Source organism: Candidatus Pelagibacter ubique HTCC1062 (genome assembly GCF_000012345.1).
GTDB lineage: Bacteria > Pseudomonadota > Alphaproteobacteria > Pelagibacterales > Pelagibacteraceae > Pelagibacter > Pelagibacter ubiqueversans.
The window spans coordinates 917,718-942,524 of record NC_007205.1 but is presented as its reverse complement, the minus strand read 5'-3'; the positions used below and the strand labels follow the sequence as shown (position 1 = coordinate 942,524).

At 28.1% G+C, this 24,807-nt stretch carries 23 protein-coding genes and 2 tRNA genes; 4 read left to right on the top strand and 21 right to left on the bottom strand.

Annotation, left to right across the window (positions count from 1 at the left end):
- Positions 1-40 precede the first annotated feature (40 nt).
- Positions 41-116: transfer RNA gene (locus SAR11_RS04790), tRNA-Asn, on the top strand.
- 19 nt (positions 117-135) lie between these two features.
- On the opposite strand, the gene SAR11_RS04785 is transcribed toward SAR11_RS04790, so the two are convergent.
- The 11 genes from SAR11_RS04785 to SAR11_RS04735 all read right to left on the bottom strand — a co-directional run bounded on the left by SAR11_RS04785 (position 136) and on the right by SAR11_RS04735 (position 12,404).
- Complete coding sequence (locus tag SAR11_RS04785) at positions 136-1,293, bottom strand: hypothetical protein (RefSeq protein ID WP_006996959.1); 1,158 nt, start codon at positions 1,291-1,293, stop codon at positions 136-138.
- Positions 1,294-1,367: 74 nt separating this feature from the next.
- The gene (locus SAR11_RS04780) at positions 1,368-1,739 is read right to left on the bottom strand and encodes a helix-turn-helix domain-containing protein (protein WP_006996960.1); all 372 of its coding nucleotides are present in this window, start codon (positions 1,737-1,739) and stop codon (positions 1,368-1,370) included.
- A gap of 174 nt (positions 1,740-1,913) precedes the next feature.
- The gene (locus tag SAR11_RS04775) at positions 1,914-2,648 is read right to left on the bottom strand and encodes an amino acid ABC transporter ATP-binding protein (protein ID WP_006996961.1); all 735 of its coding nucleotides are present in this window, start codon (positions 2,646-2,648) and stop codon (positions 1,914-1,916) included.
- Between the two features lie 3 nt (positions 2,649-2,651).
- Positions 2,652-3,932: an amino acid ABC transporter permease gene (locus SAR11_RS04770; RefSeq protein ID WP_011282066.1), complete on the bottom strand. Its 1,281-nt coding sequence runs from the start codon at positions 3,930-3,932 to the stop codon at positions 2,652-2,654.
- Positions 3,932-5,077, bottom strand: a complete 1,146-nt coding sequence (locus tag SAR11_RS04765; RefSeq protein ID WP_011282065.1) for an amino acid ABC transporter permease — start codon at positions 5,075-5,077, stop codon at positions 3,932-3,934. The genes SAR11_RS04770 and SAR11_RS04765 overlap by 1 nt, the downstream gene beginning before the upstream one ends.
- Positions 5,078-5,142: 65 nt before the next feature.
- Entirely contained in the window at positions 5,143-6,183 is a 1,041-nt protein-coding gene (locus tag SAR11_RS04760) for an amino acid ABC transporter substrate-binding protein (protein ID WP_011282064.1), read from the bottom strand.
- Between the two features lie 170 nt (positions 6,184-6,353).
- Positions 6,354-6,430 (bottom strand) — tRNA-Arg (locus SAR11_RS04755).
- Positions 6,431-6,461: 31 nt separating this feature from the next.
- The gene (locus SAR11_RS04750; protein ID WP_011282063.1) at positions 6,462-7,871 is read right to left on the bottom strand and encodes a potassium transporter TrkG; all 1,410 of its coding nucleotides are present in this window, start codon (positions 7,869-7,871) and stop codon (positions 6,462-6,464) included.
- 4 nt (positions 7,872-7,875) lie between these two features.
- On the bottom strand, positions 7,876-9,267 hold the full coding sequence (trkA, locus tag SAR11_RS04745; RefSeq protein ID WP_011282062.1) for a Trk system potassium transporter TrkA: 1,392 nt from the start codon (positions 9,265-9,267) through the stop codon (positions 7,876-7,878).
- A complete protein-coding gene (locus tag SAR11_RS04740) occupies positions 9,268-10,623 on the bottom strand; it encodes a sigma-54-dependent transcriptional regulator (RefSeq protein ID WP_011282061.1) in 1,356 nt (451 codons plus the stop codon).
- Positions 10,623-12,404: a sensor histidine kinase gene (locus SAR11_RS04735; RefSeq protein ID WP_011282060.1), complete on the bottom strand. Its 1,782-nt coding sequence runs from the start codon at positions 12,402-12,404 to the stop codon at positions 10,623-10,625. Before SAR11_RS04735 ends, SAR11_RS04740 begins: the two co-directional genes overlap by 1 nt.
- A 33-nt stretch (positions 12,405-12,437) precedes the next feature.
- Between SAR11_RS04735 and ispD the strand changes: the two genes are divergently transcribed.
- Genes ispD through SAR11_RS04720 form a run of 3 tightly spaced genes read left to right on the top strand, consistent with a single transcriptional unit; the run spans position 12,438 to position 14,507 of the window.
- Positions 12,438-13,553 (top strand): 2-C-methyl-D-erythritol 4-phosphate cytidylyltransferase, encoded by a 1,116-nt coding sequence (gene ispD / locus SAR11_RS04730; protein ID WP_011282059.1) that lies wholly within the window; start codon positions 12,438-12,440, stop codon positions 13,551-13,553.
- Positions 13,546-14,049 (top strand): phosphatidylglycerophosphatase A family protein, encoded by a 504-nt coding sequence (locus tag SAR11_RS04725; RefSeq protein ID WP_011282058.1) that lies wholly within the window; start codon positions 13,546-13,548, stop codon positions 14,047-14,049. The genes ispD and SAR11_RS04725 overlap by 8 nt, the downstream gene beginning before the upstream one ends.
- Entirely contained in the window at positions 14,016-14,507 is a 492-nt protein-coding gene (locus SAR11_RS04720; RefSeq protein ID WP_011282057.1) for a CinA family protein, read from the top strand. The genes SAR11_RS04725 and SAR11_RS04720 overlap by 34 nt, the downstream gene beginning before the upstream one ends.
- A 17-nt stretch (positions 14,508-14,524) precedes the next feature.
- Here the strand turns inward: SAR11_RS04720 and SAR11_RS04715 are convergent, their stop codons facing one another.
- From SAR11_RS04715 to SAR11_RS04670, 10 genes are all read right to left on the bottom strand, one after another.
- On the bottom strand, positions 14,525-14,962 hold the full coding sequence (locus tag SAR11_RS04715; RefSeq protein WP_006996973.1) for a type II toxin-antitoxin system RatA family toxin: 438 nt from the start codon (positions 14,960-14,962) through the stop codon (positions 14,525-14,527).
- Positions 14,962-15,888, bottom strand: a complete 927-nt coding sequence (gene lipA, locus SAR11_RS04710; protein ID WP_011282056.1) for a lipoyl synthase — start codon at positions 15,886-15,888, stop codon at positions 14,962-14,964. The genes SAR11_RS04715 and lipA overlap by 1 nt, the downstream gene beginning before the upstream one ends.
- A complete protein-coding gene (locus SAR11_RS04705; RefSeq protein WP_006996975.1) occupies positions 15,878-16,180 on the bottom strand; it encodes an FtsB family cell division protein in 303 nt (100 codons plus the stop codon). Before SAR11_RS04705 ends, lipA begins: the two co-directional genes overlap by 11 nt.
- Positions 16,180-17,436, bottom strand: coding sequence for a phosphopyruvate hydratase (eno, locus tag SAR11_RS04700; protein ID WP_011282055.1), 1,257 nt, complete (start codon positions 17,434-17,436; stop codon positions 16,180-16,182). The genes SAR11_RS04705 and eno overlap by 1 nt, the downstream gene beginning before the upstream one ends.
- The gene (kdsA, locus tag SAR11_RS04695) at positions 17,437-18,261 is read right to left on the bottom strand and encodes a 3-deoxy-8-phosphooctulonate synthase (RefSeq protein ID WP_011282054.1); all 825 of its coding nucleotides are present in this window, start codon (positions 18,259-18,261) and stop codon (positions 17,437-17,439) included.
- Positions 18,258-19,874 carry a CTP synthase gene (locus SAR11_RS04690; protein WP_011282053.1) on the bottom strand — a complete coding sequence of 539 codons (1,617 nt, stop codon included), beginning with the start codon at positions 19,872-19,874 and terminating at the stop codon, positions 18,258-18,260. Before SAR11_RS04690 ends, kdsA begins: the two co-directional genes overlap by 4 nt.
- Before the next feature lie 87 nt (positions 19,875-19,961).
- The gene (locus SAR11_RS04685; protein WP_041185789.1) at positions 19,962-20,582 is read right to left on the bottom strand and encodes a type IV pilin protein; all 621 of its coding nucleotides are present in this window, start codon (positions 20,580-20,582) and stop codon (positions 19,962-19,964) included.
- Positions 20,583-20,659: 77 nt separating this feature from the next.
- A complete protein-coding gene (locus SAR11_RS04680; RefSeq protein WP_011282051.1) occupies positions 20,660-22,762 on the bottom strand; it encodes a site-2 protease family protein in 2,103 nt (700 codons plus the stop codon).
- Complete coding sequence (locus SAR11_RS04675) at positions 22,759-24,093, bottom strand: efflux RND transporter periplasmic adaptor subunit (protein ID WP_006996984.1); 1,335 nt, start codon at positions 24,091-24,093, stop codon at positions 22,759-22,761. The genes SAR11_RS04680 and SAR11_RS04675 overlap by 4 nt, the downstream gene beginning before the upstream one ends.
- Positions 24,090-24,803: an efflux RND transporter periplasmic adaptor subunit gene (locus tag SAR11_RS04670; protein WP_011282050.1), complete on the bottom strand. Its 714-nt coding sequence runs from the start codon at positions 24,801-24,803 to the stop codon at positions 24,090-24,092. Before SAR11_RS04670 ends, SAR11_RS04675 begins: the two co-directional genes overlap by 4 nt.
- Positions 24,804-24,807: the final 4 nt, after the last annotated feature.

The window sequence follows — 24,807 nt, the reverse complement described above, 5'->3', positions numbered from 1 at the left end:
TGTTTTACTCTTAAAAAAAAGTAAGTTGTGTTTTTGATATTCCTCGGTAGCTCAGTTGGTAGAGCAGTTGACTGTTAATCAATTGGTCGCAGGTTCGAGTCCTGCCCGAGGAGCCAAAATCTTTATCTTTTAGATTTATCGAATTATACAATTGGGATTGAAACCAATTAGATCATCTATCCCATCAGGCGTATGCATTTTTCTTTTTCGTAAGTATATCGGATCATGTTCCAATTTTATACCTGTCACTATTTCCATAAGAGTGTCTATAGCTATAGCCATTTGATGTGTATGAGGTGTTGCTTTTTTTGGATCTGTAATTCTATTTCTCGCTAGACCATTAGGATTTTTTCTTTCTAAAAACTTTTCAGGATCAGTAATCGCTAAATTTACTACTTTTACTGAATTAAATAGTTTCTCATGTATATTTTTTGGAACATTAGCTCCCCATAATTCAGCAATATAAATATATCCTAGGGCAATATCAACTCCATATGAATGGTACCATTGCCCTCTGAGACCCCTGAAAGAGTTATCGTTAATGTATCCATCATCATAAAATAGTTTGTCTATTTGTTTTAATGTGTGATTAATTTCTTTAGCAGCAAGTTTTTTATCTTCTGTCCATGATGCATAAACTAATGTTGATAATCCTCCATTAGCCATTGCATAAAACCCTTTGTCATTTTTTTTAAATTGAATTGGTTTTAAGAACTTTTTGTACATTTTTTTAATGTAATTATTCACAATCTTAAACTCCTCTTTATTCAATTCAGATTTAAGCATTACTGCACTAATCATATAATTTCCAAACCATTGACCTGCAAATTCATATTCATGGTACCAACAAGGAGCTTTGGGGTTATTATCTTTCCAACACTTTCCTTTTTTTTTTAATTCTTCATAACTTATGCTGTTATATAAAGTATTTGCCTTAGCTATTTCTAATAATAAACCTTTGGCTATATTGATGTTAGTTTGATTTTTATCACCAATAGCCATGTGGGTTCCTGCAATCATAACTTTTATAGGTTTCGTGATTGCTGCATGTTCTACCAAAATAGAATTACTATATTTCTCATGGTAAGCTGACCAATCAAAACCAACTACACTGTTAACGGTATCAATAGTTGATTTATTACTAAATGATTTATCCTTAGGAATTGCTGAACAAGTCTTAATTTCTTTAGTATAATATTTGCCTGGAAAATTAATGTCTTTAGATTTTACTTTTGCAAAAGCATTTCCACTTAATAATATAAATAATAAAAAAACTTTTAATAAACTTTTCATTAAAATATGAAATTATAAAAAATTTTTTTAAAAATGATTTTCAAAATTTATAGGGGTCATTAATTTAATAAAAATTAAACTGCTTTTGAAATCCCAATATTTGAAGACTGTAAAGATTTACTAAACTTTAACTTTTGATCGTTATTAAGTTCAGAATATAATTTAACTAAAAAATTATAATTTACATTCATGTGACCTTCTTGAGATCTTTCTAGATTTATTAAATATTCTGAAAAATCTTCAAAAAAATAATTTACTGGAACTTTTAAATAATTTGCTAATTGAAGAAGTCTTATTGAGCTAACTCCATTAGTTCCTTTTTCATATTTTTGAATTTGTTGAAATGTAACATTAATTGCTTTTGCTACTTTTGTTTGTGTGAGACCTAAAGCTAATCTTCTTAGCTTTAATTTGTTACCTAAATGTTTGTTGAAATTATCTTCCATTAAGACCCCTCTTAAAGTTTGTTTTTAAAAACATATTGAACTAATTTTTGACTGTTATCGCAACACAAAAATTTATTTATTTTATAAAGTTAAGTAGAAAATAACAAAATGTGTCAAGAACTTATAATATAAAATGAAAAAATAAAATTGTTGAACTATAAGCTTTAAAAAGACTTATAAAATTTGGCTTAAGAAAAGTTTAGTACGATCACTTTTAGGATTAGCAAAAAAGTCTTTAGTAGTGGCCTTTTCTACAATCATTCCTTCATCCATAAATATCATTTGGTCAGCTACCTCTTTAGCAAAGCCCATCTCATGAGTTACAACAATCATTGTCATACCTTGTTTTGCTAAATTAACCATAACATCTAGTACCTCTTTAATCATTTCAGGATCTAACGCAGAAGTAGGTTCATCAAATAACATAATTTTAGGTTCCATACAAAGTGCTCTTGCAATAGCAACTCTTTGTTGTTGTCCACCCGATAATTGACCTGGGAATTTTTGAGCTTGATCTAAAATTTGTACTCTTTCAAGGTGTTCTAATGCTAATTTTTCTGCTTCTTTTTTGGGCATTTTTTTTACCCAAATTGGAGCTAACGTACAATTATCTAAAATAGATAAATGAGGAAATAAATTAAATTGTTGAAAAACCATCCCAACTTCAGCTCTAACTTGTTCTATATTTTTTGTATCTTCTGAAATTTCAGTACCATCAACAATGATTGATCCTTTTTGATGCTCTTCTAGTCTATTAATACATCTAATTAGTGTAGATTTTCCAGATCCAGATGGTCCACACACAACGATTTTTTCTTTAGGTTTAACTTCAAGATTTATTTCTTTTAATACTTGAAAATCCCCAAACCACTTGTTTACATTTTGAATTTGAATAATTGAATCTGACATAATTTATCTATCTGTTTTATATTTTAATTCTAATTTCTGGCTATATTTACTCATACTATAACAAATAATCCAGAATATTATTCCAGCAAATACATATCCTTCCATCGAAAATCCTAGCCATTCGGGATTAGTTTTAGCTAAATTTAACATACCAACTACCTCTAAAAGACCTACTACAAAAATTAGTGGTGTATCTTTTACAAGTGCTAAGAACGTATTCGCTATTCCTGGAATTACTAATTTTAAAGCTTGTGGAAGAATAACAAAAATATGAAGTTTCCAGTAACCCATACCAAGTGATTTAGCTGCATCATACTGGCCTCGCGGAAGTGCTTGTAATCCTCCCCTTATAACTTCAGCTGTATAAGCCGCTTCAAATAAAGTAATTGCTACAACAACTCTAATTAGTTTATCTACATATGTTCCATCAGGTAAAAACATTGGAAACATTACAGCTGACATAAATAAAACTGTAATTAAAGGAACACCTCTCCAAAATTCAATGAATGAAAGAGATGAATATTTAACAACCGGTAAATCAGATCTTCTACCAAGAGCCAACATCATACCAATTGGAAAGCAAAAAATTAGAGAGAAAAAAGAAACTATAAAGGTTAAAGATAAGCCACCCCACGCACCTGTTTCAACCCACTCAAGTCCAAAAGAACCTCCTGAAATCAAATAGTAGATTAAGATAAAAGAAATAATTGGTAATATAAGGGTGTAATAAAGAGAAAGATAATTTCTAAATTTAGCAGGTACAAAAAATCCAGCTGCCATAAAGGATAATACAGCAATAAATGTAATATTAATTCTCCATTGTTCTGCATTAGGATACATTCCATACATAAATCTATTAAACCAAACTTTGATATAAACCCAACAAGCGCCACCACCAGTACACGCTTCTTTAGTGTCACCAGAAATATTAGCATCAAAAATGAACCAATTTAATAATGGAGGAAGTGAAAATATTATAAGAAAAATAATACACAAACTTAAAGCTGCATTAAAATTACTTGGGTTAATATTTTTATTAAGGCTATCTAAAATTTTAATACCTGAAAATTCAATTCTAATAAAATGAAGACCAATTACCCCAAAGATTAAAGGGGTAAAAAAATTAATAAACCTAGGTAAGAAAGAGGTAATATTTGTACCTAAAAAATTATTTAAACAAAAATCAAAAATACCTAAGAAAAAAAATAAAATTCCAATAATCAGAGAAGTATTTCTATTTATTTGAATTTTAGATTTTGATAAATCAAGATTTTTTGAATTCATTATTTTTCCTTTATCGCTATTCTTTGGTTGTACCAATTCATTAGTAATGAAATTGCTATACTAATAGTTAAATATGTGGCCATTGTAATACCAACAATTTCAATTGCCTTTCCTGTTTGCATCATTGCAGTACCCGCAAAAACTAAAACTAGATCTGGATAAGCAATTGCTGCTGCTAAAGAAGAGTTTTTGGTTAAATTTAAATATTGATTAGTAGTAGGTGGTATAATTATTCTTAACGCTTGAGGCATAATTACTAATTTCAAAACTTGGCTTGGTGTTAAACCAATTGATGCAGCAGCTTCTTTTTGCCCTTTACCAATACCTTGAATACCTGCTCTTACATTTTCTGCAATAAAAGTTGCCGTATAGAGAGTTAAGGCTAAAGTTAGCGCAATTAGCTCAGGTGGTATACCCATACCCCCATCAAATGTGTAAGAAGATTGAGACATTTTTCTTAATTCTGGAAAGCTAAAAGATAAATCAACACCACCCACTAAAAATGTTAACAGTGGTAGACCTATAAAAATAGCTAATGAGATAATTAATACTGGCAATTGTTTTCCTTCTTGTTCTTGTTTCTTTTTCGCAAATTTGACAAAAAAGAAAATTAAAATCATTGCTACAATTAACGTTGTAAAAAAAATATCGAAATTTGTCCAAATTGGAGCTGGTGTATAAAGTCCCTTTATGGTCATAAAAGATGAACCTAATAATAATGTAGCATCTTGAGGCATTGGCAGAGCTCTTAGAGCTGCAAAATACCAAAAGAAAATCTGTAATAATAATGGAACATTTCTAAAAAATTCTATGTAAAAAGAAGCAGTTTTTCTAATCAAATAATTTGGAGATAATCTTGCAACACCAACAATAAGACCCAATAATGTAGCTAAAATAATTCCAATGAAAGCTACTAAGAGTGTATTTAATAATCCAACAAGATATGCTCTTGCATAGGAGTGTGACCCATCATAATCAATTAAAGAAAATTGTATATCAAATGATGCCTCTTGAGTTAAAAAACCAAAACCAAATTCGATACCTCTTGTATCCATGTTCTCTTGAGCATTCATGGTAAAGAAACCAAATATTAAAACTATAAATAATAATGTTAATAGTTGAGGTAAGATTTTTTTTAATTTCATGTGATGAGTATTATAAAAAAAGGGCTAGATAAATCTAGCCCTTTTTATGTTTTGTTAGATAATAATTATCTTGCTGGTGGTACGTATAGTAGTCCACCTTTAGTCCAAATTTGGTTTGGACCTCTGTCAGGTAAAATACCAGTATCAGCGATATTTCTCTTGTAGCTTTCTCCATAATTACCAACTTGTTTGATAATTCTTAAGCTCCAATCGTTATCTAAACCAAATGCTGCACCTAATTCACCTTCAGAACCAACAAGTCTTTTGATTTGTGGGTTTTCAGAAGTTTTCATCATGTCAGCGTTTGCAGAGTTAATACCGTACTCTTCAGCTTCGATCATTACGTTTAGTGACCATCTTACGATGTCTTCCCAAACTGCATCACCTTGACGTACAACAGGTCCTAGAGGCTCTTTAGAAATAGTCTCTGGTAACACTACGTGATCATCAGGGTTAGTCATTTTTGTTCTTTGTGCTGCTAGACCAGATTTGTCAGTTGTGTAAGTGTCACATCTGCCTGAGTCATAAGCTGCAACAACTTCATCAGCTTTTTCAAAAGCAACTGGCTCATAAGAAATTCCTTTTGAATTAAAGAAGTCTCTCATGTTTAGTTCAGTTGTAGTACCAATGTTAGTACATGCTGAAATTCCATTTTTGAATTGGCTCGTAGAAGTAATTCCTGAGTCTTTTCTTACCATGAAACCTTGGCCATCGTAGAAGTTAACTCCAACGAATGTTAAACCAATGTCAGCATCTCTAGAAAGTGTCCAAGTTGTGTTTCTTGATAAGATATCAATCTCACCAGAAGTTAGAGCTGTGAATCTTTCTTTAGCACTTAGTGGAGTGAACTTAACTTTGTTCGCATCACCTAATACTGCAGCAGCAACCGCTCTACATACATCAACGTCAACACCAGTCCAATTTCCAGCAGCGTCAGCATTTGAAAATCCAGGTAGACCTTGAGATACACCACATCTTACGAAACCTTTTTTCTGAGTGTTCTTAAGAGTTTTTGACTTCTTAGCGGCCATTGTTTCTGTTGTAAAAGTAAACAGAACTGCAACCATAGCAACTAGAGAAGTTAATTGTTTTACGTATTTAAACATATTTTATTCCTCTGTTTTATTTATTTATTTGTTAACAAATAATTCAAAATGATTTGAATTAAGTCAGATGTTTAACATTTTATAACTCGCATCAAAATAAAATTTTAGTTTTTAGAATTGTTTTAACTATATGTTGTGCTCCATTAAAAACAATGTGTTACATATAGTGATGGTGCGCTCTGGTGGACTCGAACCACCGACCCTCGGTTTAGAAAACCGATGCTCTATCCAGCTGAGCTAAGAGCGCAAATTAATATTTGTATATTTATAGTACGAATTTAATTTTTAAAAAGAAATTTTTTACAAATAATTAATAAAGTTAGAAGCTCTAGTCTACCAATAATCATAAAGAAAATAAGATAATACTTAGTGATAAAATGTAGATCATAAAAACTAAAATCAGCCAACCCAAACATTGATGAATTTACTGTATTCATTATGGTTAATATTGAGAGTTTAAAAGAGCTTTCAAAATCAATTTCACTTAAAGTTAATAGAAAGGTTAAAATTAATAAAGAAATTATAAAAACTATTACAGATAAAAAATATTTATAAATTTCATCTAATTTAAATGTATCTTTTGAAAACAAGTGTTTATTTATGTAAATATTTTTAGGTCTACTGTAAGAAAGAATTTCGTTAATTGAATATTTAAATAAAGAATAAATTTTTAAAAACCTAATACCAGAACTTGTCGAAAAAAAAGATCCTCCAATAATAACAAGTATTAGAAAAACAAAAGATAAATTATTAGAAGAATTATTAAGAGAAAAACCTACATTAGAAATACTGCTCGTTAAGGATAAAAATAATTCACTAAAATTATTTTCAAAATTTAAAAATACAAAAAAAATAATCAACAAAAATAAGAAATAAAATAACAGATGAATATCTTCATTAAAGAAATTAAGGTTATGGTTTTTTGTAAAGATTAAATTGTAAATTAAAAAAATACTAAAAAAAGAAGATAGTAATAAAGTTGATATAATTATAACTTGGGAATTATTGACCAATATATTAGACAAATTATTAGATGGTAAAAAACCACCTGATGAAATTATGGTCATTGCTAAATTTAGAGAATTAAATAACCTAATATCAAATAAACTTAGAATTATAAAAATTGAAAGTGTAATTAATGAATAAAATAAAAAAATTTTAAATGCTTGCTTGAATGTTTCAGATTTATTAAAAGATAAAAAATTAGTTAAAGATTTTTTAAAACTATGATCAAAAATATCAATTAAAAGTATTATAGAAAATAAAAAATAAAGACCCCCTATCCATTGAGATGCAGATCTCCATAATATTAAGCTTTGATCAATATGATTAATATTGTTAAAAATAGTAAAGCCTGTTGAGGTAAATCCAGAAATTGATTCGAAGAAAGCGTTAACAAAAGTTAAATTATAAATACTAAAATAAAAAGGTATAGAAATAACTAGTGGTAATAAAAAATAACCAAGAAGTATTGTTAATATTTTATCATATATAGTTATTTTTTTTTCATCATTATTTTTTGAATAATAAAATAATATTGTTAAAAGAATAGAGACTATAAATGTAAATATATAAGTATTTAGATTTAGATAGAGGTTTAGATAGTAAGAGTAAGTGATATTAAAAAAAGCTAAAATTGAAACTATTCCAAAAAAAACACTCAAGTAAATGAGTTTAAAGTATTTCATTAAATTAAATAGAGCTTATACGAAACATGTTTTCTACAACATGTAAGAAATCTTTATTAGCCAAAAGAACAACAATATCCTCTTTTTTAAATACAAAATTTGATCTAGGAATAATTACTTCTTCACCTCTTAAAACTGCACCTATTCTTATTTCATCTGGTAAGTTAGAATTTTTTAACTCTTTATTTACTAACTCTGAAGTTTCAATAATTTCAGCTTCAATAATCTCATATTCACCATTCAAAATACTATAAGCATTTTCAATAGTGCCTTTATGAATGTGTTTTAAGATACTTGATACAGTATTCATTCTAGGATCAATAAAATCATCAATTTTTAAAGAAGATTGTAAAAGAGAATAATTAGGCTTGTTAATTAAAGCCATAGTTCTTTTGTCACTTAATTCATCATTGTCTTTAGCAAATTTTTCAACCAATACACTTATCATTAAATTATCTTCGTCGTCATTTGTCAGAGCCAAAACAGTTTGAACCTCTTCTAAATTTGCCTCCAATAAAACTTCTTCATCTAAAGCATCTCCATTTATAACAATTGTGTTATTTAATTGACTTGCAATAAGTTCTGCTCTTTCCTTATCTTTTTCTATTATCTTAACTCTTGCAGAATCAAAACTTTCTTCTAAATTTTTTGCTAAGTTAAATCCTATATTTCCTCCTCCAATTATTAAAATTTTATTAGAAATTTTTTCTGTATGACCAAAGGCTGCTAAGGTTTCATTCATTTGTGAGGCATTAATTACAACATAAGCTTTATCTTCTTTAAGCATTACATCCGTTTTTTTTAATAAAACAAATTTTTCATCTCTAATTACTCCCATTATATTAGAATTAAGTTTTGGAAATTTTTTTGTAAGTTCATTAAGTTTGATATCTTTTATTGGACAATTTTCATCTATCAAAATCTCAAGCAATCTAATTTTATTATTAGCAAAAGGAACATTATCTAGTGAACCAGGGGCTTCTAGTTTTCTTTGAAGTGACTTTGCTATCTCAATCTCAGGTGAGATAATAACATCTATTGGTAAATTTTCTTTATTATAAACTTTTGTAAATTTTGGATTTAAATAATCTTGTGATCTGATCCTTGCTATTTTTTTTGGAACATTAAATATTGAAAATGCAATTTGACATATCAACATGTTAATTTCATCATTACGAGTTACTGCGATAATCATATCAGCTTCGGTTGCGTTTGCCTTTTCCAAGATTGATGGATAAGTAGCTTTACCCACAATAGACTTTACATCTAGTGTGTCATCAATCTTTTGTATATCTTCACTTGATTGATCAATTATGGTTATTGAGTGTCCTTGCTCACTTAAAATTTTTGCGATAGTAAAGCCCACTCTACCAGCTCCACAAATTATAATATTCATTTAGTTTAATTCCTTGATCCCTAAACCTTTAAGCTTTCTATGTAAGGCAGATCTTTCCATTCCAATAAAATCGGCAGTTTTTGATATATTGCCATTAAATTTTTTTAATTGGGTAGTTAAATACTCTTTTTCAAAATTTTCTCTAGCTTCTTTTAATGGTATAGATAAAGAGTTTTCTGATGGTATATTTCTAATATCAGGTGTTTTTAGAGATTCTTTAATAATATTTGAAATTTTATCAGTACTATCAGGCGCAAGTATTGCTATTCTCTCTATTAAATTTCTTAATTCTCTAACATTTCCTGGCCAATCATAATTGAGTAAATATTTATTATTTGTATCAATACTTAGTTTTTTTAAATTGTAGTTTATTGAAATTTTTTCAGAAAAATATTCAACTAACAAAGGTATATCTGAAACCCTGTCTTTTAAAGGGTCGATGTTAATTTCAAATACATTAAGTCGATGATATAAGTCTTCTCTAAAATTACCATTTTTTATTTCTTTTTTTATATCTTTACTAGATGAGCATATAATTCTTACATCAACATTAATATCATGGCTGCCATTAATTCTTCTAAATTTTTGATCTATTAAAACTCTTAAAATTTTAGATTGAGTATCAAGTGGGATTTCAGAAATTTCATCTATTAAAAGTATACCCTTTGTTGATTTCTCTAAAGCGCCATAAGTTATAGAGCCATTATTTTTTTCTTCACCAAATAATTCTAATTCATATTTTTTAATATCAAGTAATGCGCCATTCAGAATAACAAAAGGACCCTTCTGTCTTTTGGATTCTTTATGTATCTTTCTTGCTATCAACTCTTTACCTGAGCCAGTAGGTCCATTGATAAAAATTCTACTTTCGGAAACTGATATTTTATCTATTTGATCTTTTATTTTTTTAAAATTGTCACTAACACCAATTAGTTCATAAGAATAAAAAAGTTTACTTTCAAATTCTTTATTCTTATTTTTAAGATTTAAATTTTCAACAGCCCTATTAATAAAATTTAATAATCTTTCCTGATTAAAAGGTTTTTCAATAAATTCGAAAGCACCAGCTTTTAAAGCTTTGATTGCCATTTCAACATTCGCATGCCCTGTAATTATTATAACTGGAATATTTTTATCCTTAGTTTTGATGTGTGATAACAGTTCTAAACCATCATTGTCACTTTTATCTAACTTAACATCTATTATTGCAACATCTGGGAGTTTTTTATCAATCTCATTTAATGCTTGATTATAGTTTGCAGCTAATCTTGTTTTGTAACCAGCTTCAATTATTAGATCATTAATAATGTTTCTAATATCTGCATTATCATCAATAATTAATATTTCAGTACTCATTATTTTGTAAATGTAATTTCAATTTTTGCACCCATTTCAAGTGATATAAAATTTATTTTACCATTATGATCATTTATTATTTTATTAACAATAGATAAACCTAAGCCCGTACCTTTTTTTTTAGTTGTAAAATAAGGATTTAGAATGTCTTTTATATTGTTTTTAAATATTCCAAATCCTAATCCATTATCGATAATTATGAAGTTAATTATTTCCTCATTCTCATTTATAGAGATATCGATTTTTCCATTAAAATTAACATTATTAATTTTCTTATCCTGTATACTTTCAATAGAATTTTTAATTAAATTGAAGAAAACTCTGCTTAATTGTTCACTATCAGAGTTTAAAAGAATTTTAGATTTACTTGATTTAAAATCAATTATGATTTCATTATCTAATTCATTTATTAATTTAACATTATCTTTTATCAAAGAAACTAGGTTGTTATTTTTGAGAATTGGTTTTGGCATTCTTGCAAAATCAGAAAATTCATTAACTAAATTTTCAATTTGTTTAATTTGCTTTCCAATAATTAATAAACTTTTGGAAAAATCTTCTTTTTCATGATCTGCTATTTTTTCAGAATATTTATTTTTCAATTTATCGATAGTTAATTGAATAGGTGTGAGTGGATTTTTAATTTCATGAGCTAATTTTCTAGCTAAATTTTCCCAAGCTTCGTGTCTTTCTTTTATTATAATTTTTTCTTGTTGTGATTTTAATTTATCTATCATTAAATTAAAATTTTGATTTAAAATCTCCATGTCTTTATCAGTTTTAATTTCTGGTACTTTAATATCTAGATTACCTTTTCCAATATTGGATGATGCAATAATTAAATTATTAATAGACCTAAAAAATCTTGATGAAAATCTTATAGCTATTGATATGGATAAAAATAATAATAGTGAAACTATAACTAGATAAATAAATACAAATGATATCTTAATCCCGGTTTGTTTATTTAAAACTGTGTAGTAAAAATTAAGAGCTTCTTGAGATTCTAGTAAATATTGAGAAATTTTTTTATCTAAATACTTTACAATATATAAATACTTACCTTCAAAGTTTTCAAGCTTTATAATAGATGCTGTTTGATTTTTATAAGCATTAATAATCTTAAGTGGTCTTTTATCATTTTGGACCATTTCTAAAGCATCACTTAAAGGAGGTGTATATAAAGTAGTATCTTCTAAAGTTGATAAATATAAATTTCCATTACCTTCAATAATATGAACTTCATCCATACCTCTAATTAGTTTTTGAGTTTTAAGAAAACTTTTAAATTGATTAATATTTGTATTTAAAAAATTGATACTTTTGTTTAAATCAAATGCTATTAAAATTATTTCTGATTGTGTTTTTGTTCTAACTTCCTCAGTATAGCTTTTTGCAATTTCATAAGAATTATTAACAGCTGTTGTTATTTTTTTATCTAAATATTTATCAAGAGCAAATGAAAGGAGAAATAATGAAAATAAAGAAATTAAAATCGAAGGAATTAAAGTAAATAATGCAAAGAATGTTATATATTTTCTATTGGCTTTAGAGCCACTTACATCAACATCTATCTTTAAAGAATTTCTTACTTCTGAAAATATCATAAAAAAAAGAAGTATTAACAATGCAATATTTCCAATTAATAATAGTTGGAGATTGTCATCAGATAATTTTAAAAAACTTTTATCAATAAACGTTAAAAAAGTTATAAAACCTATGAATAAAGTAATTAAAAATACTAGAATGATGAATATATTTTTTTTAATAAAATCAATCATTTTGAACAAAATAATGTGTTATATATTTTTATCATGAATAGTTGCTTTATAATACTTGCTGGAGGTGAAAGTAAAAGATTTAATTCAAATACTCCAAAACCCTACACAAATTATAAAGGTAAACCTTTATTATTGCATTCAATTGATAAAGCTAAAGTTTTTAATAAATTTAATAAAATTGTTCTGGTAGTAAATAAAAAACACAAAAATTTTATCAAGAAACTTAATATTAAAAACATCAGAATTATCACAGGTGGAAAAACAAGAGCAGAGTCTGCTTATAATGCCTTAAAAAGTATTAAAGAAAATAATTTTAAAAATGTAATAATTCATGATGCTGCAAGACCAAATTTTTCTTTAAAACTTTTAAATAAATTAATGAATGAATTAAAATTAAATGATTGTGTAATTCCCGCAATTCAAACTGCAGATACAGTTAAGCAGAAAATATCGAATAATGTTAAAAATTTAAAAAGAGAAAATATTTACTTAATCCAAACACCTCAAGCATTTAACTATAAAAAACTTTTTGAACTTCAAAATAATAAAAGTGAGGAAGTTACTGATGATGCTAACTTATTTGTAAGAGCTGGTAAAAAAATAAAGATTATAAAGGGCGAAACTACTAATAATAAAATTACAATAAATTCAGATATTAAATTTAATAATTTAATAAAATTTGGAATAGGTTTTGATGTTCATAGGTTAGTGCCTAACAAAAAACTTTATTTAGGTGGGGTTAAAATACCCTCACCTATTGGCACATTAGGTCATTCTGATGGAGATCCTGTGTTACATGCTGTAACAGATGCTATACTTGGAGCGTGTTCTATGGGTGATATTGGTGAAAAATTCTCAGATAAGAATAAGAAATTTAAAAATATTAGATCTACAATTCTATTAAGTGAAATAATTAAGCAAACTCTAAAAAAAGGTTATCTAATAAATAATCTTGATATTAATATCATTACTCAAAAACCTAAAATTCAAAAATATAAAAAACAAATATTAAACTGTATTGCAAAAATTTGTAATATCTCTCCCACTCAAATTAATATAAAAGGTAAAACAACTGAAAAGTTAGGTGTAATTGGTAAAGAAAAAGCTATAGCTTGTGAAGTTATAGCCTCAGTTATTAAAAATGATTAATTCCTTCAACTCATTATTAGTTACTATGTTTGGTCTTGGTAAAATTAAATATATGCCTGGAACATTTGGGTCACTGGCGACTGTAATTATTCTTTATTATCTATTTCACACTTTAAATATTTCACCAAATATAATTTTATTTGGATTGATAATAATATTTATTTACTCATTTTATGCTGTTTCAAGTTATATAGAAAATAGTGAAAATAAGGATCCTGGTGAAATAATAATTGATGAATTTTTAGGTCAATCAATTCCTATATATCTTTATGAGATATCACATGGAACAACAAAAGATGGTGGTGAAGCTATCGTTTATTATGCTCTATTTTTTATTCTTTTTAGATATTTTGATATCATGAAGCCATTTCCTGTAAACTTTTTTGATAAAAACTTTAAGAATAGTTTTGGTGTAATTATGGATGATATCTGTGCTGGTTTTTATGTGGTTCTAACCCTTGTATGTTTCATGATTTTAAAGAATTATATTTTATAATGAAAAATATTGTAAAAAAATTAATCAAAAAAAAACTTAAAATATCTTTTGCCGAGTCTTGCACAGGAGGGCTGTTAGCTGCATCTATTACTTCTATTAGTGGTGCATCTAAAGTATTTAACATAGGTCTTATTACCTATTCTAATCAAGCAAAAATCAATATTTTAAAAGTAAATAAAAATATTATTAAGAAATATGGTGCTGTTAGTGCTGAATGTTGTGAGGCTATGGTTAAAAATTTAACAAAGATTTCTAAAGCTCAAATAAATGTATCTGTCACTGGAATTGCAGGTCCTAATGGCGCAACTAAAAACAAACCCATCGGATTAGTCTATATAGGAGTAAAAAGATCCAATAAATTGGTGATAACAAAAAATATTTTTAAACAAAAAACAAGAAGCTCAATTCAAAAAGCTTCAGTTAAAAGGGCCTTGGATATTGTTAGCTCTTTAATTTGAGCAGTTTTTTAAATTTTTTATACTGTTTCAGCTCTTTTTTGAAAAGCATCAGCAATTTTATTTAAACCAAATTCAAAAGATTTTTCCATTAACAAATTTAAAAACTTATTTTTAATTTCAAAATCAACATCAAAATAAACCTCAGTGATGTTATTATTTTCTATAAATTTCCAATTATTTTGTAAATGTTTTAGTGGTCCATCTAAATTAGTAACATTAATCGTGTCATCTTTTTTATTAAATCTAACGTCACTTTTATAAGTATCGCTAAAAGGACCCTTTCCAATTGTTAAATCTGCTATGATTAAAATTTGATTATTTTCATCTTTTCTATCGTAGACTTTTGAGTCTAGGCAAAAAGGGATGAATTCTGGATATTTTTCGATATCCAAAACAAACTCAATAAGTTTATTTTTTTTTTTATTTATACTTCTTTTAACTGATGCCTTAGGCATTAATGATTGTTAATTCTATTTAGTTGAAGTTTAGCAAAATCTTCATCTGCATGATATGAAGATCTAGTTAAAGGTGTCGATGAAACTAATAAAAATCCTTTTGATTTTGCAATAGTTTCTAACTCTTTAAATTCATCTGGATGGTAATAACGATCTAAGGGGTGGTGTCTTACAGAGGGTTGTAAGTATTGACCAATAGTTAAAAAATCTACATCAGCTGCTTTTAGATCATCCATCACTTGAATGATCTCCTCTTTATTCTCACCTAATCCAACCATTAATCCTGATTTTGTGAAAACATTTTTATTAACTAATTTTGCATTCTTTAAGAGTTCTAATGATGAAAAATATCTAGAGCCTGGTCTTACTTTTAAATAAAGTCTAGGCACAGTTTCAATGTTATGATTAAAAACATCAGGATTAGCTTCTAGTACTTTTTTATAAGCATCTCCTTTTCTTAGAAAATCAGGTGTTAAAACCTCAATTGATGTATTAGGATTTCTTTTTCTTGTTTGATCAATTACCTCAAAAAAATGATTTGATCCTCCATCGTCGAGATCATCTCTATCAACAGAAGTGATTACGACATGTTTTAAATTTAATTTTTTTACGGCTTCAGCTATTTTAACGGGTTCTAATGAGTCTAGTTTTCCAGGCCTACCTGTTTTTACATCGCAAAAAGCACATGCTCTTGTGCAAGTATCACCCATTATCATAAATGTTGCATGTCTTTTGCTCCAACATTCTGTGATATTTGGACAGTTAGCTTCCTGACATACCGTTACTAAATTATTATTATTAACAATTGTTTTTGTTAGAAAAAACTCTTTACTATTAACAAGTTTAGATCTTATCCAATCAGGTTTTTTTTTGATTGGATTTAAAGGTTTGTTAACTTTTTCTGGATGTCTTGGCTTAGTTGTCATTCTTTTTAATTATATAAAGGGTCTCTCCTTCTTTGCCAAACATAAATTTTTCTCTAATTAAGGTTTCAACATAATCTAGGTCTAATTTAGTACTTAATAGAGAGTTTTTAAATTCAAGCTCTTTGATTTTATTAGATAAATTAGCTTCTTCAATTTTTAAATTAACTAAAATTTCTTTTTTTTTAAAATAAGAAAAAAGACCTCTTTCACCATCTAGAAGGTTAAAGAAAAAATAAAGTATTAAAAAAGTAGAGATTAATAAAAAATAATTTTTTTTTAATTTCCCCAGCATTAATGAATTTTACTCATTGATGCTTTTTTTCCAAGTTCTTCTTCTATACGTAATAATTGATTATATTTTGCAACACGTTCTGATCTAGCTAAAGATCCAGTTTTTATTTGATTTGAATTTGTACCTACAGCCAGGTCTGCTATAAAAGTGTCTTCGCTATCTCCAGATCTATGAGAAATTATTGTTTTATATCCAATAATTTGTGCAAACTTTATAACTTCAAGTGTTTCAGATACCGTACCAATTTGATTGAGTTTAATTAATATAGAGTTTGAAGAATTATTTAAAAAGCCTTTTTTAAGTCTTTCTAAATTAGTTACATACAAATCATCTCCAACTATTTGCACATTATTAGTATTTTTCATTAATTTACTCCATGCCATCCAATCATTTTCTCCAAATGGATCTTCAATAGATTTAATTTTGTATTTATTTATTATTTTCTTATATTCTTTAATAGATTGATCTACCGAAACAAATTTTTTTGAATGAATAGAATACTTATCTTTCTTCATTAATTCATTTGCCGCTACATCTAAGCAAATCGAAACATCTTTGCCATTTTTAAAACCAGACTTATTAATTGCAGCAACAACTAAATCTAAAGCTTTTTCATTATTACTAATCATTGGAGCAAAGCCCCCCTCATCTCCTACAGATGTTGACAACCCTTTCTTTATAATTAGCTTTTTTAAGTTATTAATTACAACAAAGCATATTCTCATAGCTTCTGAAAAGTTTTTAGCTTTATCGGGTCTAATCATGAACTCTTGAATTCTTAATCCGTTATTAGCATGTGCTCCACCATTAATAATATTCATTAATGGATATGGTAATTTATAATTATTTTTTACTAAAAAAGTTTTATACAGTGGAACATTCTTAATCTTTGCTGAAAGCTTTTTAGCAGCCATTGATACAGCTAAAATTGCATTAGCACCTAAATTTGTTTTTTGCCTAGTACCATCAAGATTAATTAAGATTGTATCAATACGTGTTTGATCATGAATATTTGTACCTATTAATTTTTTTGAAATTTTCGTATTAACTAAATTGACTGTACCTAAAACACTTTTACCTAAATATTTTTTATTGTTATCGTCTCTTTTTTCAAATGCTTCATAAGTTCCGGTTGAAGCACCCGATGGACAAATGGCAGACGCACTTAATTTTTTTGAATAAACTTCAGCTTCAATTGTGGGGTTTCCTCTACTATCAAAAACTTGACGAGCTTTAATCTTTAAAATCTTACTCATTTATTTTTTAATCAGATTATCTATTTCAAATAATTGAGATAATAATTTTTCTAATTTATCTAATGGAACCATGTTAGGTCCATCAGATGGAGCATTATCTGGGTCTTGATGTGTTTCAATAAAAACACCCGCAACACCTACAGCAACCGCAGCTCTTGCTAAGTACTCAACAAACTCTCTTTGACCACCACTAGTCTCGCCTAGGCCTCCAGGTTGTTGAACTGAATGTGTGGCATCAAAAATAACAGGATAACCATTTTTTGCCATTATGGGTAGAGATCTCATGTCAGAGACAAGAGTATTATAACCAAAGCTTGCTCCTCTTTCTGTAACTAAAATGTTATTATTACCCGAGTCTGAAATTTTTTTTGTAACATTAACCATATCCCATGGTGCTAGGAATTGACCTTTTTTAACATTTATAATTTTATTCGTTTTTGCAGCAGCGATTAACAGATCCGTTTGCCTACATAGAAATGCAGGTATTTGCAAAATATCAACATGATCTTTTAATAATGAACATTGTTCTGCGTTATGAATGTCGGTTAAAATTGGAACGTTGAGTTCTTTTTTAATTTTATCAAATACGGGAAGGGAAGCTTCTAAACCGGCCCCTCTTTGCCCTTTTAAACTGGTTCTATTCGCTTTATCAAATGAAGTTTTATAGATAAATCCAAGACCTAATTTTTTTGTAATTTCTTGAATTTTACCTGCCATGTCCATTGCATGTTGTTCAGTTTCAAGCTGACAAGGTCCAGCAATAATACAAATCTTATTATCGTTTGAAATTTCTATATTTCCGCAATTAACTTTTTTACTACTCATTTATGATTTTTAGCTGCCTTGATAAATGAAGAGAATAAAGGATGAGGAGCTAAAGGTCTAGATTTAAATTCAGGGTGAAACTGAACCCCTATAAACCATGGGTGATTTTTTAACTCTATAATCTCAGGTAACTTATTATCAGGCGATAACCCTGAAAAAATCATCCCTTTTTTTTCAAATTTATCTTTAAAAGCAATATTGACTTCATATCTATGTCTGTGTCTCTCTTTAATTAATTTGGATTTATAAATTTTACTGATTTTTGAATTATCTTTTAGTTTTGCATCATAAGAACCCAGTCTCATTGTGCCTCCTAAATCTTTATCGGTTCCTTTAATCTTTTTACCATCTTTGGTCCATTCATTGATTAATCCAATAATAGGTAATCCTTTTTTATCAAACTCACTTGAGGTAGCATTTTTTAAATTCAATTGATTTCTTGCAAATTCAATGATGGCCATTTGCATTCCATAACAAATTCCAAGGAATGGAATTTTATTTAGTCTGGCGTGTTTGATAGCTTCAATTTTTCCATCTGTGCCTCTTTTACCAAATCCACCGGGAATTAATATGCCTGAAATATTTTTAAGCTTCTTCTTAATTTCAGAAATTTTTAATTTTTCAGAATCTATTCTAACTAAATTGACTTTAACTTTATTATCAATTCCTCCATGGGTTAATGCTTCATCTAAAGATTTATAAGCATCTTTTAACTCCACGTATTTTCCAATGATTGCAATATTAACTTGTTTTTTATTATGTAAAATTATTTTAGTTATTTTTTTCCAAGGATTTAAGTTTGCAGGTTTTTTTGATTTTAATTTAAAATAATTTAAAACTTGCAAATCTAATTTTTCTTTAAAAAAGCTCATTGGAGCTTCATAAATAGTTCTTACATCTACTGTCTCAATAACATTTTTAATATCCACATTACAAAATAATGATATTTTTTTTCTATGATCTAATGGAATAGGTCTTTCCGATCTACAAATGATGATATCTGGTTGAATACCTATACTTCTTAATTCTTTAACTGAGTGTTGGGTTGGTTTTGTTTTTATTTCATCCGATGCTTTTAAGTAAGGAACTAAGGTTAAATGAATGAATAATGCATTTTTTTTACCCACATCATTTGCAAATTGTCTAATCGCCTCTACAAATGGCAGGCTTTCTATATCCCCTACTATTCCACCTATTTCACAAATAACAAAATCTTCTTTGGATGAATCGTGTTTGATAAATTGTTTTATACGATCAGTAATATGTGGAATAACTTGGACAGTTTTTCCTAAATATTCTCCTTTTCTTTCTTTTCTAAGAACATCGCTATAAATTTTTCCTGTTGTAATATTATCTGATTTTTTTGCAGACACTCCTGAAAATCTTTCATAGTGACCTAAATCTAAATCTGTTTCAGCTCCATCATCGGTTACAAAAACTTCTCCATGTTGAAATGGGCTCATAGTTCCTGGATCCACATTTAAATACGGATCTAGTTTTCTAATTCTAACTTTGTAACCTCTTGATTGTAATAGATAAGCTAATGATGCTGAAGAGAGACCTTTACCAAGGGAAGAAACCACACCGCCGGTGACAAAGATATATCGCGCCATGGTAGTATCTTATAGACATTAAATATGAAAATGGAAAGAAGTATTTTATGTTAATTATTTATCCATTTTAAGAAAACATATAAATTTTCAATAGATATCAAATTCGTATTCTATCACTTTATCACGACATTTAGTTATTAGATACAGTTGTCCCTCTTGCTGCCAATTATTGCTTAATTCATTTCCACTACTATCTCTTTTTAAAAGAGATACACTACCTCTCATATCATATCTATCTCCATCATAAATTTCCCTCCTTGCAGTACCACCAGAAACAGAACCAGAACCAGTGTAGGGATTAGTCATCGTTTTAAGTGTTGTTCTTGAACCTATATTTGAGTCTGGTTTTCTATGACTATCTTGACTAGAAATATCTCTTACAGTAAGACTGACTAATTGTTCAGTTGTCGTGTACCCCCACTGAGACGCAACTGACATGCCGTTATAGAACATAGTATCACAATCAAATTCCCAAGATTGTTCATTATTCCACAAAAAATTAATTGTTGGGTTAAGCTCACACCACATTATATTTTCATAAACAGATTTAACTATGGTTCTAAAATTACCTTTGCAAGCTGATTCTTTAGCCCCAGCTGTATACCCATTATAAGCAACAACCCCGACAGATGATAAAATACCAATGATGGCAACTACCACTAATAATTCAATTAAGGTAAAACCTTTTTTATTATTTATAACTTTCATTTTTAAAATTATAATTGATTTGATGTATCTTTTTATATCAAAAGACGTCCATTTTAGGTTTAATAAACTAATGATATTTAAAAACCACTTTCTCTTACAAGAATAGCAATAATATTTTTAAACAATTTTGTAAAAGGGCTGTATCGACTCCCTTCAATATGAACATAACCAGGTAATTCGAATTGAATTTTACTACGTTTCGCAAGTTTGAAGTCTGCAATATAATGTGCTGTTTGTGGACGATATTGAAATTTTCCTCCTGTAAAATTTCTTATAGCAACTGGACCATTATGAATTGAGCTTAATGAAATGTAAGGAAGATTATTAACAGCAGATAAATCTAGTGATTTTGAAACTAAATAAACTTTATCATGAATTCCATCGTTTGGAATAAAGACAGCTGGGTTTTTTTCTAAAAATCGATCTATTTGTTCTTCTTTAATAAATCCTTTTACTTTTCCAGTACCGAATTGAACAATACCTAAAAGTTGATCTAAATTACTAACCCACATATCTTCAGATAAATTATAAAAATCTTTTATCTTTCCTTTAATGGGTGCTTTAATTAAAAGCTTATTTTGAACTTTTGTAAGACCAGATAATTCTGTTTGTAGAGCAATTAATCTTTGTTGTAACGTTAAGTATTGATCCATATTTCCTGCTGAATTACTTAATCGATTAATCTTTGTCTTGATTAGTTTTATATTTCTTCTTAATGAAATAATTTCATTCTCTAAATCAGGCGAATAAAGTTCAATTAGATTTTGTCCTTTTTCAACTTCATCATCTTTTTCAACTAATATTCTTTTAATCATTGAAGGATAAGGTGCGTAAATTTTTAAATACTGCTCAGAAATATATACTGCAGGTATTTTTAAAGATGACTTCCAGGGTAAGAATAAAACCATTAATAAAGCAGTAATAATGATTAAAGTTCTTTTGGTTTGTTTGTTAAATTTTATTTCAGATTTTAATTTGTACCAATTATTCACTTCACGAATTACCGGTAACATAATGAACCAATAAATTTCAACCGCAAACAGTATGATTCCTAAAAATTTAAATGCTAGGTGATAAACTAAAAGTGCAATACCTAAAAATAGAAAAAATCGATACAGCCATGTCGCCCAAGCATAAACGATAAAAGTCCATCTTCTTGAGGGGTTAATTTCTTCTGGAGGACTATGATTAAGACCAAATAAAGTTTCCCTTATTTTCCACCTTGCAAGAGCAAATGAACGAGGTTGTAAATTTTCAGCTTTTAACCAATCGGAAAAAACATAGTAGCCATCAAATCTCATGAAAGGACTTACATTAATTGTTAAGGATGAAATCCATGATGTTGTTGCAATGAAAAAGGCTGCACTTTTAAATCCACCCTCAGGTAAAATTCCCCAAATAAAAGTTGCAAATAACGCTAGATGTAATTCTGTAAGTATACCACCAAAGTTTATTAATAATCTTTCTTTGTGATTTCTAAGTCTCCAGGCATCAGTTGTATCGGTATATAAAAATGGAAAAAAAACTAAAAAAGCTATTCCAATCGCAGATACTCTGCAACCATAGTGTTTTGCAATATAAGCATGTCCTAACTCATGAAGACATTTTACAAAAACTAAAGTTAAGAAATAAAGCATTAACCCTTGAAAAGAAAAGAAATAAAGAAAAGTGCTTTTAAAGGTTTCAAATTGTTGAGCGACTAAAAATAAACCAACAAAACCAAAGAAGTAAGTAATATTTCTAAATCGTTTTGAACCAAAATATTTTACATATTTTAAAGTTTTAGAAAGCCAATTGTCTGGTTTAAATAATGGAATTTTAAAAAATAGATAACTGTGTATTAAATATAATAACCAGCTCTTCTTCATGCTATTTTTTTGTTGTAGTAAATAGCTAACGTTTTGACCAGAAGGTTGGACAATTAAATTATTTTGGTGAAGAAAACTAATAAAACTTTTTATTTCATCTTCATTGGTTTCAATTCCTGATGAATTAATTTTCTTTTCAAAGTTTTTAATATCTTCACCTCCACTCCAGTTTTTAATAAGTTTAAAAGCAGTTAAACCAAGTGTGAAGTATTTATTTCGAATTGCATCATATAAAAGCCATGCGGGCGAACCATCTTCACGGCTATTACCACGAAAAACTTCTAAATCTTGTCTTAGATAAGGAACGATCATATTCCTATTAATTGTCTTACAAAAGTAATTGGTTTTCTAAGAACATAATAGAATAGAAAAACTCTTGAACCATAAACTTTAGCCGTTCCTCTCAATCCTATTCTTGGAGGTTTTTTTCCCTCAAAACTAGCTCCTAATTTATAAGATAATATTTCTTCAGGAGACAAAGAAGGTTCGTAAGAAGATCTTAAAAGTTTTCCTTTTAACGAGCTAATTGGATTGATGTCTAAAAACACTTTAACTTTAGAATTTTCTTTAATAACTAACGAGTCTTTAACCGGCAACCATATCAAAAACTCAACTTCATCAGGATTTGCAACAGTCATAATTTTTTCACCCACTGCAACGGGTCGTCCTTGCCAATCATTTTTTTGATCTACAATTGCAATTCCTTTTTGTTTTGCAAATAATTTTGTATTTTTTAGCTTTTCTTGTGCTGATGCTACTTCTACTTTTTTTAATTCTACTTGTGCCACTAATTCTGCTAATCGAGCTTTTTCCTCATTATTCGTAAAGGATGATTGTCTGCTTCGAAGAAGTTCTTTTTGAGCTACTTGAAGGGATTGGTTTGTAATATTTAAATTATTCTTAAGTTCGATATCTTCTAATAAAACCAATAAATCACCTTGCTTAATTTTATCGTTATTACTTGCTACAATATTTTTAACCACCCCATCAAATGGTGAAGTAACTAAGCTTGGATTTTTTGCTATAACCTCAACTGGAGCCGTACTAGTTATTCGAATAGGTAAAATTAAAATTATAAAAATAGCTGCATAAATTTTCCATGATTTTTTTCCAGTTAAATATTTTTTATAATGATTTTTAATTGAAAAATCTTTTAAGAACGAATTAAAAGCATGACCATAAGTTGAAGACAAATGTCCGGCAAGTTCAATTTCGTTTTCAGAAAATTTTTCACTTCTTACTAATAATAAATAACCTTGTAGGCCTTTTTGAGGTGAAATAATTGGAATAAATAAAATGTTTTCGGGTAAATTTTTTGGTTTCTCAGAATTAATATTTTTAGCAATTTTGTCTAATTCTAAATTTTGAATTTCTTTATCACTTAACGATTTATCGTTGTTCACAAAGTTTTCTATAAAAGTAAGTAAAGGTGACGTTCTATCAACTGTAGCTAAATCAGAGGTTGCTTTAATATTAAATTTATCCGCTGGTGTTTTTAATAATAAAAACGCACTGATATAATCGATAATTTGTCTTGTCTCATTTGCGATTACAAAATGTAGTTCGTCTTGAGATCTTGCTTCTCTTGCTTTTTTTTCTAAACCAAATAACCGAGCAACTTTTATGTTTTTATCTTCACTCAAAATTTAACGATCCCACTCATTCCAGGTATTAATGAATCGTATTTTTCATTAAACTGTGCTTTTAATTCTATTGTTTGACTAATTGCATCCACTGTAGCTCCTAAACTAATAACGGTTGCATCTAACGTTTCTCCAGTTTCATCAATAATGATTTTTACGTTATGTCCTTTTTTTAACCATTTAAGCCAATTACTTGGAGCAACAATTTCAGCTTCTAATAATCCATCCCCAACAATGTCCATTAAGGGTTGTCTTTGTTCTATACTGGTAAAAATAGTTGTATAAACATCCATCACTTTTCCATCATAAGGAGCAATGATTTCACATCGATCCACATTTAAAGTTGCAATACTCAATTCTGCTTTAGCCTTTTCATAATTTGAAACTGTTAATTGGTATTGGAGTTTACCAATTGATCTTAGTTCTAATAACTCTTTATCATTTTCTAATTGTATTCTTGCACTCTCATGTTCGGCTTTAATTACATCTTTTTGTGCTTTATAAATTTCACAATCAAAACTAATCAGCACATCCCCTTCTTTAAAAGCATCTCCTAATAAAAAATTAATACTTTGAACTCTTGCAGCAATTTCACTGGAAATGGAAACTTTCTCCGTTGCGCTCACTAAACCTCGAGCTTCCCTTTCTTCAGAATGAACAGGGTTTAAAAATGATAAATAAATAAATAATATAAATAGTAATTGTTTCATGAGG